Source organism: Pseudomonas sp. GW821-FHT09C09 (genome assembly GCF_059418105.1).
In genome coordinates, this window is sequence record NZ_JBWKPF010000002.1 from 710,707 (window position 1) to 723,212 (window position 12,506).

Annotated in this window: 9 protein-coding genes; 6 read left to right on the forward strand and 3 right to left on the reverse strand. The window is 60.6% G+C overall.

Translation table 11 applies throughout. The annotated features are described in order from the left end of the window. Positions 1 to 7: 7 nt before the first annotated feature. Both AC07NR_RS08235 and AC07NR_RS08240 read right to left on the reverse strand, forming a co-directional pair. On the reverse strand, positions 8 to 670 hold the full coding sequence (locus tag AC07NR_RS08235; protein WP_248740608.1) for an amino acid ABC transporter permease: 663 nt from the start codon (positions 668 to 670) through the stop codon (positions 8 to 10). A 51-nt stretch (positions 671 to 721) separates the two neighbouring features. Further along, positions 722 to 1,570 (reverse strand): transporter substrate-binding protein, encoded by an 849-nt coding sequence (locus AC07NR_RS08240; RefSeq protein WP_102622731.1) that lies wholly within the window; start codon positions 1,568 to 1,570, stop codon positions 722 to 724. A gap of 338 nt (positions 1,571 to 1,908) precedes the next feature. On the opposite strand from AC07NR_RS08240, the gene AC07NR_RS08245 reads away from it, so the two are divergent. The 6 genes from AC07NR_RS08245 (at position 1,909) to AC07NR_RS08270 (ending at position 10,935) form a co-directional block, all read left to right on the forward strand. Further along, a complete protein-coding gene (locus tag AC07NR_RS08245; RefSeq protein ID WP_495078308.1) occupies positions 1,909 to 2,340 on the forward strand; it encodes a thioredoxin family protein in 432 nt (143 codons plus the stop codon). Positions 2,341 to 2,516: 176 nt separating this feature from the next. Continuing rightward, entirely contained in the window at positions 2,517 to 3,671 is a 1,155-nt protein-coding gene (gene wecB, locus AC07NR_RS08250; protein WP_495078309.1) for a non-hydrolyzing UDP-N-acetylglucosamine 2-epimerase, read from the forward strand. After that, on the forward strand, positions 3,668 to 5,842 hold the full coding sequence (gene nfrB, locus AC07NR_RS08255) for a cyclic di-3',5'-guanylate-activated glycosyltransferase NfrB (protein ID WP_495078310.1): 2,175 nt from the start codon (positions 3,668 to 3,670) through the stop codon (positions 5,840 to 5,842). Before wecB ends, nfrB begins: the two co-directional genes overlap by 4 nt. Then, a complete protein-coding gene (locus tag AC07NR_RS08260) occupies positions 5,839 to 8,997 on the forward strand; it encodes an NfrA family protein (RefSeq protein WP_495078311.1) in 3,159 nt (1,052 codons plus the stop codon). The genes nfrB and AC07NR_RS08260 overlap by 4 nt, the downstream gene beginning before the upstream one ends. After that, the gene (locus tag AC07NR_RS08265; protein WP_495078312.1) at positions 8,997 to 9,875 is read left to right on the forward strand and encodes a DUF4434 family protein; all 879 of its coding nucleotides are present in this window, start codon (positions 8,997 to 8,999) and stop codon (positions 9,873 to 9,875) included. Before AC07NR_RS08260 ends, AC07NR_RS08265 begins: the two co-directional genes overlap by 1 nt. Continuing rightward, complete coding sequence (locus tag AC07NR_RS08270; RefSeq protein ID WP_085710077.1) at positions 9,859 to 10,935, forward strand: GGDEF domain-containing protein; 1,077 nt, start codon at positions 9,859 to 9,861, stop codon at positions 10,933 to 10,935. Before AC07NR_RS08265 ends, AC07NR_RS08270 begins: the two co-directional genes overlap by 17 nt. 5 nt (positions 10,936 to 10,940) lie before the next feature. On the opposite strand, the gene AC07NR_RS08275 is transcribed toward AC07NR_RS08270, so the two are convergent. Further along, positions 10,941 to 12,497 (reverse strand): TerC family protein, encoded by a 1,557-nt coding sequence (locus AC07NR_RS08275; protein ID WP_495078313.1) that lies wholly within the window; start codon positions 12,495 to 12,497, stop codon positions 10,941 to 10,943. Positions 12,498 to 12,506: the final 9 nt, after the last annotated feature.

Sequence of the window (12,506 nt, forward strand, 5' to 3'; positions counted from 1 at the left end):
CAGCCTCCTATCGGCGGATCGCCAGACGCTGCTCCAGGTAACGCAGCAGCATGGCAATGAGGTAACAGGCCGCGACATACAACGCCGTGGTCACCAGCCAGGTTTCGATCACCCGGTAGCTCTCGACGTTGATCTTGCGCGCGTAATAGGTCAGCTCCGGCACCGCAATCGCGGCGGCCAGCGAGGTGTCCTTGAACAGAGAAATGAAGTTGTTCGACAGCGCCGGCAGCACGTTGCGCAACATCACCGGCACGGTGACGTAGGCCCTCACCTGCCACTCGCCCAGACCGATGGCCAGCCCCGCTTCGCGCTGGCCCTTGGGGATGCTCAACAAGCCACCGCGGAACACTTCGGTCAGGTACGCCCCGGCATACAGCGACAGGGTGATGATGAACGACGGAATCTTGTCCAGCCGGATCCCCAGGCTCGGCAACGCAAAGTAGATCAACAGAATCAACACCAGAATCGGCGTGTTACGGATCACCGTCACATACACCGATGCCAGGACCCGCAAGGCGCGATGCCTGGACAACAAGGCAAACGCCATCAGCAGGCCGATCACGCAGCCGATGGCGATCGACACCAGCGCCAGTTCGAGGCCCAGACCGAGCCCCGCCAGCAAGGTGTCGAAATCGCGCCACACGGCGGCAAAGTTCAACTGATAGTTCATGGTTGGCAGTACCTTGAGCGGGGCGCGTCAGGGCGCCCCACTCTCACGGGATCATTTGAATTCGACAGGGAAACCGATGGCGGGCGATGGCAAATCTACGCCGAACCATTGCTTGAACGAGGCCGCGTAAGTCGGGAATTCAACGCCGGTCATGGCCTCATGCAGGGTTGTGTTGACGAAGTTCAGCCAGTCCTGATCGCCGCGTTTGACGGCGCAGGCGTAGGTCTGCGGGCTCCAGGCGTAGGTCGGGCTGCGGTAGCGGCCTGGGTTCTGCACCATCAGGTATTTGACCGAAGACTGGTCGGTAGCAGCGGCATCGGCACGGCCCGAGTTCACGGCCTGATACATCAGATCGACGCTGTCGTACTGATCGACCTTGGCCTTGGGCAGCGCCTGATGCACCAGCTCCTCGGCGTACACGTTCTGCAGCACCGCCACGGTCACGCTGTCGCCGGCGGCCTGCAGGTCTTCGATTTCCTTGTACTTGCTGTTGTTCGGCAACAGCAGGCCGACGCCTTCGCGGTAGTACGGCAGGGTGAACGCCACTTGCTGCGCGCGGCTGGCGGTGACGGTGATGAACTGGCAGCTCATGTCGACCTTGTCGGTCAGCAGGTTGGGAATCCGCGCATCGGACGACTGCACCACGAACTCGACCTTGCTCGGGTCATTGAACAACCCCTTGGCCACCATCCTGGCGATGTCGATATCAAAGCCCTGCAACTTGCCGTCCGCGCCCTGGAAATGCCACGGCGCGTTGGTGCTGCCGGTGCCCACGATCAGTTTTCCACGGGCCAGGACGCTGTCGAGCTTGCTGTCGGCCGCCTGGGCCATGCCCATGACAGCGGACGAAGCCGCGAGAACAAAAACACACGCTTTGAACAAGGATAGTCGGCGATGCATGGCAAGCACTCCAGAGGATTGTTTATTCCGCTATACCGGAACTCGGTTTGTTACTACGGAATAGACAGCAGAAAGTGTGCCACGGGATTCGAGGGGAATCAGCAATGGATCGAAATTTGTTTTGAATCAAAGGGATAAAAAGAAGGGTGAAGCTTGTGTTACGCGAGGTGTCATTACAACGCGCTACCGTTGGCTACACACGACGAGTATTCGGGCCACATATCGGTGCGCTTTGCACAAAAAAATGTGCTCGGCACCTGTCAACTCTGACAGTTGCGACAGCGACCGCTACCCCTTTAACGTCGTGACGTCTTGTGCATCGAGCAAAGGAGGCTCCAATGACAAAGCCGACTCGATATTCAGCGTTGCCCCCGACGTACCGGAAGGTCTTGAAAGCCAGGCGCCTCGTCGTCTTGTACTTCTTCAACGAGCATTGCGGTGCCTGCGTGTTCTCCGGCCCCGTTTTTCTCGAAGTCGCCAAGCCCTTCCGGCCCTGGATGGATATCTTCATGCTCGATACTGCACAGTCGTGTCGACATCCGGATGTCACAGGCACTCCGACGGTGTTGTTCTACAAGGAAGGCGTACTGGTCAAAAAACTGAAAGGCATCGGTACGGATGAATCCCTCCTTCAAGACTTCTCCCAATTCCTCGGCAAAACCAGATATCCCGCCCCGCCACGCAATCCAGCCCATGACCTGAGCTGGCTTCGTCGCACCCTGCGCACCCTCTGCACCGTCCCCCGCGCAAAACGATGGAACTTTTCCTGAAAGTGCCACCTAAGAGCCATCAGGTAATGGCACTTTCGTTCCAATTGATCTGTAACAACTAGCCTCGAGGCCGGATTGGACAAGCTCCCATCCGGCTGCTTTTCTTTATTTCTCAGAAAGAGATAGGTGCTGTTGGCCAATCGGCCACGGCCTTGCTTCGTCCCAGGAGGGGTCTAATGTCCTTTAACGTCATGATGGTTTTCGGTACTCGCCCGGAGGCCATCAAAATGGCCCCTTTGGCCCGGGTTCTGCGTCAGTGGCCCGACATCAAACTCAACATCTGCTCGACCGGCCAGCATCGGGAGATGCTCAAGCAGGTCCTCGACGCGTTCGAACTGACGGTCGATGAAGACCTGCAAGTCATGACCCAGGGCCAGACCCTCAACGGTCTCTCGCAACATCTGCTTGCACAACTCGATCAGGCCTACGAACGGGTCAAACCGGACATCGTGCTGGTCCACGGCGACACCACCACCAGCTTCATCGCCGCCCTCGCCGCCTTCAATCGCCAGTTGCCGATCGGCCACGTCGAGGCAGGCTTGCGTACCGGCAACCTGCGCGCGCCCTGGCCGGAAGAAGCCAACCGGCGCCTGACCGGCGTCATCGCCGACCTGCACTTCCCGCCGACCGGCAAGGCCGAAGCCAATCTGCTGCGCGAAGGCGTACCTCAAGACAACATCGAAATCACCGGCAATACCGTGATCGATGCGCTGCTGTGGATGCGCACGCACCAGCAGCAAAGCCACTGGCGCCCGGCGGCCGACTCGCCCTTGTCGGTGCTCGACGACAGCCGTCGCATGGTGTTGATCACGGGGCATCGCCGGGAGAACCTCGGCGACGGTTTCCAGAACATCTGCCAGGCCCTGGCCGATCTCGCCCTGCGCTACCCGGATGTGCAATTCGTCTACCCGGTACACCTCAATCCGCAGGTGCAAAGCGCGGTGTACGGCATGCTCGCCGACAAACCCAACATCTATCTGGTCGCCCCTCAGGATTACCCGAACTTCGTCTGGCTGATGGGCCGTGCGCACTTCATCCTGACCGACTCCGGCGGCGTCCAGGAAGAAGCGCCGGCCATCGGCAAACCGCTGCTGGTATTGCGTGACGTCACCGAACGCCCTTCCGTACTTGAGGGCGGCACCGTGCTGCTGGTGGGCACCGACACCGCGAAGATCGTCAAGGAAGCCAGCCAGTTGCTCGATGACGAAGCGACCTACAAACGCATGAGCCGTGTCCACAGTCCGTACGGTGACGGCCACGCCAGTGAACGCATCGCCAAACGCCTCCACGCCTGGCTGAGCGCACGCTCGGCGGCGGGTAACGGCGTATGAGTCTGGGTTGGGTCGACTTCTTTGCGTATGTGCTGTTTGGTCTGAAGTATGTGGCGATCATCCTCGCCCTGCTGATGTTCATCCTCGGCCTCGATGACCTGTTCATCGACCTGGTGTACTGGAGCCGCAAGCTGATCCGGCGCTGGCGGATCTACGAGAAATTCAAGCGCGCCGACGAGGAACGCCTGTATTCGATTCCCGAGAAGCCGCTGGCGATCATGGTGCCGGCGTGGAACGAAGTCGGTGTGGTCGGCGAGATGGCGCGCCTTGCCGCCTCGACCATCGACTATGAGAACTATCAAATTTTCGTCGGCACCTACCCCAACGACGCCGAAACCCAGGCCGACGTCGACGCGGTCTGCCAGCACTACCCCAACGTACACAAAGTGGTGTGCGCCCGACCGGGCCCGACCAGCAAGGCCGACTGCTTGAACAACATCATCGACGCAATCCTGCGCTTCGAGAGCGAAGCGAAAATACAGTTCGCCGGATTCATCCTGCACGATGCCGAAGACGTGATTTCGCCGATGGAGTTGCGCCTCTACAACTACCTGCTGCCGAACAAGGACCTGATCCAGATTCCGGTCTACCCCTACGCACCGGAATGGAAAGGCTTCACCGCCGGCCACTACGTGGATGAGTTCGCCGAAAACCACGGCAAGGACGTCATCGTGCGCGAGGCCCTCACCGGCCAGGTGCCGAGCGCCGGGGTCGGCACGTGCTTCAGCCGTAAAGCCATCAGCGCCCTGCTGGAAGACGGCGACGGTATTGCCTTCGATGTGCAGAGTCTCACCGAAGACTACGACATCGGTTTCCGCCTCAAGCAGAAAGGCATGAAATGCATCTTCGCCCGCTACTCGGTCAGCGATCCGAAACTGGCGCTGGAACAACCCTGGGTGTTCGGGATGAACCGCGAGTTCTCCCAGGTGATCTGTGTGCGGGAGCACTTCCCACGGGACTTGCAACATGCGATCCGGCAGAAGTCGCGATGGATCATCGGCATCGTGTTCCAAGGTACCAAGAACCTCGGCTGGAGCCGCAAGGGTCTGCTCAATTACTTCCTGTGGCGTGACCGTCGCGGCTTGATCGCCTACCTGCTGAGCTTTCTGGTCAACCTGCTGTTCCTGGTGCTGCTGGCGATGTGGGCGGTCACGGTGATTTCCCCTGACTCGTGGCGCTATCCGTCGATCCTCGCCGACAGCTCGTTGCTCTCGGTGCTGCTGTGGCTCAACGGGCTGATGTTGTTCAACCGTCTGTTCCAGCGTGGCTGGTTCGTTACCCGCTACTACGGGCTGGTCGAAGGTCTGTTGTCGGCACCGCGCATGATGTGGAGCAACTTCGTCAACTTCTTCGCCAACCTGCGCGCCCTGCGCCAGGTCATGGAGATGGGCGACTCGCGGCGCGTAGCCTGGGACAAGACCACCCACGAATTCCCGGCGCTGACCAAGGCCCAACGTACCCCGCTTGGCCATCGGCTGGTGGAAAAAGGTCTGCTGACCGAAGAGCAACTGGAAGCAGCGATTACCAGCCCGGTGCGCCGTCGCCTAGGGCGCGAATTGCTGCTGCGCGAATACATCGACAGCACACAACTTGTGCAAACCCTTGCCGAACAGCTGGATCTGGAATGGGCGCCGCTCAATCCGTTCAAGCTCGACAAGCGCCTGATCGATGCTGTGCCACGCCGAGTCGCATCGCACTACGGCGTGCTGCCGGTGGGCGAAGAAGGCGAAACCCTGATTCTTGCCTCCGAAGGCCCGGTCAGCCAGGTCTCGCTCGGCGCCATCAGCCGTCAATTGAAACGCCCGGTGCGTAGCCGTCTGGCACCCCAGGGCCGCGTCACATTGGGGATTCGCTACTGGTACGCCAGTCCCCGCCAGAATGAGGAAGTGCGTCATATGCTTGAAGTGCTTGAGCGCCATCAGGACGATGAAGCCTTGCTGGAGCGGGTCAGCCGCCATCAGGTGCTGCTGGGCAATCTGTTGCAGGTACGCGGCATGGTGCCGCCGACTCTTTTCAATCAGGCGCTGATCGACTTTGACGCCGAACAGATGTCGCTCGGCGAACACCTGATTTCCCGGGGCATGATCACCCAGGAAGTCCTGGAACAGGCCCTGGCCGATCAAGCCAGCGAACAGCAAGCCGCCTACCGCATTGTCCGGGAGGTCGCATGAAGCCTGTGCATCGTCAAACCTTGCTGATGGGTAGCCTGCTGTTAGGGCTGAGCGCTGCCTATCCGCTACAGGCTGCACCGCTGAGCGATTTCGAACAGTTCCGCAGCTATCCCTACATGGATCGCAGTTACCGCGAAGCGAAAAAGGGCAACTGGAAAGAAGTCGAGCGACTGATGCGCCACTTGCTGGAAAAGGTCCCGAAAAACGACGAAGCCCGGGCACTGCTGGTTGAATCGCTGGCCAAACAACGCCGTTACAAAGACGCGATGCAAGCGTTGCCGGCCAACAGCGACGCCCTTCTTGACCTGCGCCTGACCTGGATCGAGCAGGATCCGCCGACCAGTACTCAGGTTGAAAGCTGGATGGCCACCAGCAGCCTGAACGACCGCGTACGCCTGTGGCAGGCTTATAGCCTGAGCCTGGCCAAGTTCGGCGGCGCGGCCAAGGCTCACGACTGGCTGGCGCAACTGTCGCCCAAGGGCGATGACAACATCCTGCGTCTGGCGCGGGCCAACTGGTCGGAGCAACTGCGCGACTGGAGCGGCACCATCGATCAGCTCGCACCGCTCGCTGCCCGCAAACAGCTGGATGCCGAAGGCTGGCAACGTCTGGCCAATGCCTACGTCCAGCGCCTCGACGAGAAACCGCTGCAACAATTGCTGCAGCAGGCGCCAAGTCCAGAGGCCGCACGCAAAATCCGCCTGGCAATGGTTGACCGTGCCATCGCCATGGGTCACGAACAACAGGCACAACGCTGGATTCAGTCGTTGCCGGACTCCGATCTGGCCGACCCGGCGCAACGTCAGCGCCTGTGGGAACTGGCACGCAAGACCGAAGACGTACCGACCGTGCAGCGCTTGAGCAACGATCTGCAACGCCCTTGCCTAGAGACCGCGGAATGGTTATCGCGCCAGGATCCGGAAGCAGCACTCAAACAATTTCGCAGCTGCACACCGGACGACGACCCGCAAACCTGGCTGATACTAGCTCAACGCCTGCAAGCCACCGACCTGCTGCAAACCACCCGACTGCCGCAGCCGTGGGACAGTCGCCGTCAGGAGCAAATCTTGAATGTCTGGCAGGATCAGGGACGCAGCGACAAGGTCGATGCATGGCTGGCCGGCCAGACGCAAACACCTGAAATCGTCAAACGTCGGGCGGAACTGTCGCAACGCATGGGCCGCATGACCGAAGCCCAGACCTTGTGGGAGCTTCACTATCGGCAGACCGGCAACCTGAATTCGCTGAACCAGGCCACCTATCTGGCGGTAAACAATGGCGATCGCGCACAGGCGCAACAGTTGCTGGAAACCGCGTTCGACCGTCATCAAGGACGCTTGCCGGCCACTGCACTCCAACGTCTGGCCGGTCTGTATGCGGCTTCGAAAACCACGACACCGGAACAACAACGGCGCATGGCTTCGTTGCTCACCCATGTGGATGGTGCCACCCGTGGTCAGTTGCTTGCGCAGCTCGCGGAGAACGGTCAGTGCGACGCCGTTCAGCAAGCCATCGGTAACCATCCGCAAGCCGCCGGCGATTATCGTGCACTGGGTCGGTGTGCAATGCCGGACCGACCAGGTGAGGCTGTCGTGTATTACCAGCAAGCGCAAAAGCTCGGAGACCGAAGCAGTCGCCTGCCACTGGCCTACGCTCTCGAAGCCGCTGGCGATTCCACTGGTGCGCTGGCCATTTGGCGCAGCATTCCCGCAACAGAACTGAGCGACAACGCCCGCCTCACCGCCAGCCGAAGCGCGCTGAATGCCGGTGACAGCCAGGCCGCTGAAGGTTACTGGCAGCAAAGTACGACGCGTGGCGCCAATGAATGGGCCCTTGGTGCGGCCATCGCCGATGCCCGTGGCGATCATGCCCAGGCACTTGAACGCCAGCGCAAAGCCTTGCAACAAGCGCCGGACGCCGGGCATTTTTACGCAGCGTCGGTCACCGCGCAAAAGGCCGGGGATTTGCCGCAAAGCACTGCGTGGCTGGCCGAAGCTGTACGCCGCGACCCCAACAACCCGCGTTACCGCGCTGACTACGGCATGCGTCTGGCCGGTGCCGAAACCCGCGAGGAACGCGCCACCGCAATCCCCTATCTGCAACAGGCCACCCGTGACTTCCCCGAGGATTATCGACTCGGCGAAACCCTGGCCTGGCGTTATGACGAAGTGGAAGACAGTGCCTCGGCCCGCAAGGAACTGCGCCGGGTGATCGATCTGGAACAAAACCCGGTGGCCGCCGACGACGAGGATGGCAGCATGGAAGCGCGCCGCTACCGTCAACGTCGCGCTCATGAAACCCTCTCCCGCCGTGACAGCCGGACGATTGCCAGCACCTGGTCACCGGCCGGCGTATCGACGAATGACTTCGTGCGACCGGACGAGAGCAAAGGTTCGAACCGCCGCGCCGATTCGCAAAACGTACAACTGGCGATGTGGGATCACGCCCTCGGCGATGAACCAAGCCGCGCCGGCAGTACGCTGTCGGTGTACGGTCGCGTACTGCTGGGTGGACAAGGTCGCTCCAATTACGCCGAATCCCTCGCCGCCGGCGTCGGCCTGCGCTACAAGCCGTGGGGCACGCAGAACATCAACTTCTACGGTGAGATCTACAAACAGAGCCAGTTCAACGATGACGACAACCACAGCCTGAGCCTCGGCCAGATGCTGGTACCGGAAAAACTGCTGGATCAGATCAACGATCACCGCCAGGACGGCCACACCACCACCGACTACCTGTTGCGCGCTACGGCCTCGTTCCTCGATCAGGGCAAGTACCGCAACGACTGGCGCGTCGACGAAAACGATTGGGACGAGCGTTTCCTCTATCTCGACGCCGCCTGGTGGACCAAGGCCGGCGATCACCAGTGGCTGTCGCGGTTCCAGCAGGGGCATGCCTGGAAGCTGCCGAACAGCGGTGCCCAGACGATCATGCCTTACGGCTTCCTCGAATTCGCCAGCCAGGACCCGAGCAACGATTGGCGCCAGGATCTGCGTACCGGTGTCGGTTTGCGCTGGCAATGGTGGTACGACGAAGATCGCTACAACGCCTACCGTTCGAAACTGACGGTACGCACCGAATATCAACAGTCGCTGGGCGGCAATCTGTATGAAGGCGGCAATGGTGTGCTGCTGGGCGTGGAGTGGAATTTCTGATGGCTCGATGGATGTTGTGTTTCTGCCTGCTGCTGGGCGCCACGCTTGCACGGGCCGATGAGCGGGTGTTCTATCAGCCGCTGAATGTCGACGCCGGCCTGACCCAGGCGCAGTGGCAGAAAGTCTGGCAGGACACGGCCCGGCAAGGCACGCGAACCGTGATTGTGCAGTGGACCGCGTACGGCGACTCGGACTTTGGCGGTGCCAATGGCTGGCTCGCCAACAGCCTGAAACTCGCCAGACAGCAAGGCCTGCAACTGGTGCTCGGGCTGTCGATGGACCCGGCGTACTACAAACGCATCGACGAACTGGACAGCGCCGGCCTCGGCGCCTACTGGCAGGCGCAACTCGGCCAATCGCTGGCACAGCACCAGAAGCTGCGTCAGGAGTGGAAGCTGCCGGTCAGCGGCTGGTATCTGCCGCTGGAACTGGATGACTTGCACTTTCTGGCGGCCGACCGGCGGGCAACGCTCCAGCGTCAGTTGAAGGATTTCGCCGCAAAACTGGATGCACCGCTGCATGTCAGCGCCTTCAGTGCCGGCAAGCTTGCCCCGACAGTCAATGCCCAATGGCTGGGGGATCTGACGGCAGCCGGCGCACAGGTCTGGTGGCAGGACGGCGCGGGTACCGGGCGCCTGCCAGTGCTGGTGCGCAACGGCTATGCCAGCGCACTGCCCTGCTCCGTCGGCATCGTGCATGAAGCGTTCCGTCAGGTCAGCCGTGAAGGCGAGGCTTTCCGAGCCGAGCCGGCAACACCGGATGCCACTTCCACCGGCTGTCATCAAAGTGCCGTGTTTTCCCTGCGATACCGGCCGTGGGGACAGGTGATTCTCGACAACCAGCGCAAGCATCCGGGCAGCAATGTACAAAACCATTGAAGACGAAGTCCTGAAGCGAACCGCACCCGCCGAGTTGTGGGACGAGTTCATCCAGCATGAGTTCGAACGGCTGCATTCGTTCTGCCTGCTGATCTATCTGGCCAGCATGGGCATCTGGCTGGCCTTCGACCTGATCGTCAGCTTTCTCGGCGATCAGGGCTTCACCTGGCGTTCGATGATCTTCATCGCCGCGTTTGCAGTCCTCGCCGTGGTGTTGATGTTCACGCGCAAGGCCCGTCACTTCGACTGGCTGAACCTGACCTTCGTGTTCCTCATCACCCTGGGCATACGGCTAGTGATCGACGGCCTGCCACCGACGTTTCACGGCATCTGGCTGGTGCTCGCTGCCGCCACCACGCTTTACAGCGCCTCCGTGCTGCCCCTCAGTCGCTGGTCGTTCTTCGGTGCGCAAGTCGTTACCTGGCTGATACTCAACCCCTTCATGGGGACCGGTATCGGCCTGCTGGAACTCAAAGGCGTCATGACCATCGCCTACAGCGTGTTTCTCTGTGCTTTGACGATCTACACGTTTTTGAAACTGCGCGAGACCAAGCTCTACAACTACATCATGTCCAAGCTGTTGCTGGATCAGGCCTACAACGACACGCTGACGGAAATCCCCAACCGCCGCTCGTTCATGACCCGCGCCGAAAAGAGCCTGCAAGCAGCGCCTCGCGAGCACGACCATTATCTGGCGATGATCGACATCGACAACTTCAAGAAAGTGAATGATGTGTACGGCCACGACATCGGCGATGAAGTGCTCAAGCGGATCGCAGCAGACATCAAGGCGGTAATGGCACCGTTCGAATACGCGCGACTGGGTGGCGAGGAGTTTGCGATTTATCTGGCGGGCGTACGCCGCGAGGACGTCGAGGCATTGGCCGGTGAGTTATGCCGGGTGGTGCGTGAGCAAACCACCCGGCATCCGGTGACCATCAGCATCGGTGTGGCCCGGGTCGAAGATGGCGACACCCTCAACCAGGCCCTGATCAAGGCTGACGAAGCGTTGTATGAGTCAAAGCACACCGGGAAAGACCGGTATACCTTTCATCAGTGAGGCCGTCAGGCCTCACGCTTGAGCAACACTCGCGTCACCCGCCGCTCCTCCACCGCCATTACGGTCATGCCCCAACCTGAATGCTCCAGGCGATCACCCTTCATCGGCAAGCGATCCAGCAAGCTCATGACCAACCCGGCGAGGGTCTGATAATCCTCGGTCGGCTCCGCCACAAAACCGGTGCGCTGGCGGATCTGCGTCAGGTTCAGTGCACCGTTCACCACAAACCCGCCCTGCTCCTCGACCACGTCCGGGCCGGCGATTTCACTGGCGTCCGGCAACTCACCGGCGATCGACTCGAGAATGTCGGTCATGGTCAACACGCCGACAAAATCACCGAACTCGTTTACAACAAACGCGATGTGGGTCGACGCAGCGCGCATCTGTTCCAGTGCGTTGAGAATCGAATAGCTGTCGAGCAGGTTCAGCGTCTTGCGCGCCAGGTGTTCAAGGTTCGGCTCGTTACCGGCCAGATACTCTTTCAACAGCTCCTTCTTGTGAACGAAGCCCAACGGTTCATCCACCGCACCGTTGCGAATCAGCGGCAAGCGCGAATAGGAGGAATGCATCAGTCGCGTACGAATCGCCGCTGCGTCGTCCGCCAGATCAATGTGATCGACATCCGCGCGCACGGTCATCAGCGTGCGGATCGGGCGCTCAGCCAGTTGCAGCACGCCGCTGATCATCACCCGTTCGCGACGGTCGAACAGCTCCGTGCTTGGCGCCTCGCCATCGTCCAGCAAGTCGGAGATCTCCTCGCCCACCTCTTCCACCGCCAGTTTTCGACCGCCCAACAAACGCATCACCGCGTGGGCCGTACGCTCACGCATCGGGCGCAAACCCTGCATCGAGCGCTTGCGACGAGCACGGGCGATCTGGTTGAACACTTCGATCAGGATCGAGAAACCAATGGCCGCATACAGGTAGCCTTTCGGGATGTGGAAACCCAGACCTTCGGCGGTCAGGGCAAAACCGATCATCATCAGGAAGCCCAGACAGAGCATGATCACCGTCGGGTGCGCGTTGACGAAACGGGTCAGCGGCTTGCTGGCAACGATCATGACACCAATGGACACGACCACCGCGATCATCATCACCGCCAGTTCATCGACCATGCCCACGGCAGTAATCACCGCATCGAGGGAGAACACGGCATCAAGTACGACAATCTGCGCCACGATCGGCCAGAACAACGCATAAGCGGTGTTGGTCGAGCGCTCGCCGACGTGGCCCTCAAGCCGTTCGTGCAACTCCATGGTCGCCTTGAACAGCAGGAACACACCACCGAACAGCATGATCAGGTCACGGCCGGAGAAGCTCTTGCCGAACACCTCGAACAACGGCTGCGTAAGCGTAACCAGCCAGGAAATACTCGCCAGCAGGCCAAGACGCATGATCAGCGCCAGGCTCAAGCCGATGATTCGTGCGCGGTCGCGCTGATGCGGCGGCAGTTTGTCCGCCAGGATCGCGATGAACACCAGGTTGTCGATACCCAGCACCAGTTCCAGCACGATCAGTGTCAACAAGCCCAGCCATGCCGTGGGATCCGCTAACCATTCCATAATCTGTCT

What these genes read in the sequence shown, in the direction of transcription:
- AC07NR_RS08245 (WP_495078308.1), top strand. Translation starts at nt 1,909, where the DNA reads ATGACAAAGCCGACTCGATATTCAGCGTTGCCCCCGACGTACCGGAAG.
- AC07NR_RS08265 (WP_495078312.1), top strand. Translation starts at nt 8,997, where the DNA reads ATGGCTCGATGGATGTTGTGTTTCTGCCTGCTGCTGGGCGCCACGCTT.
- AC07NR_RS08275 (WP_495078313.1), bottom strand. Translation starts at nt 12,497, where the DNA reads ATGGAATGGTTAGCGGATCCCACGGCATGGCTGGGCTTGTTGACACTG.
- AC07NR_RS08260 (WP_495078311.1), top strand. Translation starts at nt 5,839, where the DNA reads ATGAAGCCTGTGCATCGTCAAACCTTGCTGATGGGTAGCCTGCTGTTA.
- wecB (WP_495078309.1), top strand. Translation starts at nt 2,517, where the DNA reads ATGTCCTTTAACGTCATGATGGTTTTCGGTACTCGCCCGGAGGCCATC.
- nfrB (WP_495078310.1), top strand. Translation starts at nt 3,668, where the DNA reads ATGAGTCTGGGTTGGGTCGACTTCTTTGCGTATGTGCTGTTTGGTCTG.
- AC07NR_RS08270 (WP_085710077.1), top strand. Translation starts at nt 9,859, where the DNA reads ATGTACAAAACCATTGAAGACGAAGTCCTGAAGCGAACCGCACCCGCC.
- AC07NR_RS08235 (WP_248740608.1), bottom strand. Translation starts at nt 670, where the DNA reads ATGAACTATCAGTTGAACTTTGCCGCCGTGTGGCGCGATTTCGACACC.
- AC07NR_RS08240 (WP_102622731.1), bottom strand. Translation starts at nt 1,570, where the DNA reads ATGCATCGCCGACTATCCTTGTTCAAAGCGTGTGTTTTTGTTCTCGCG.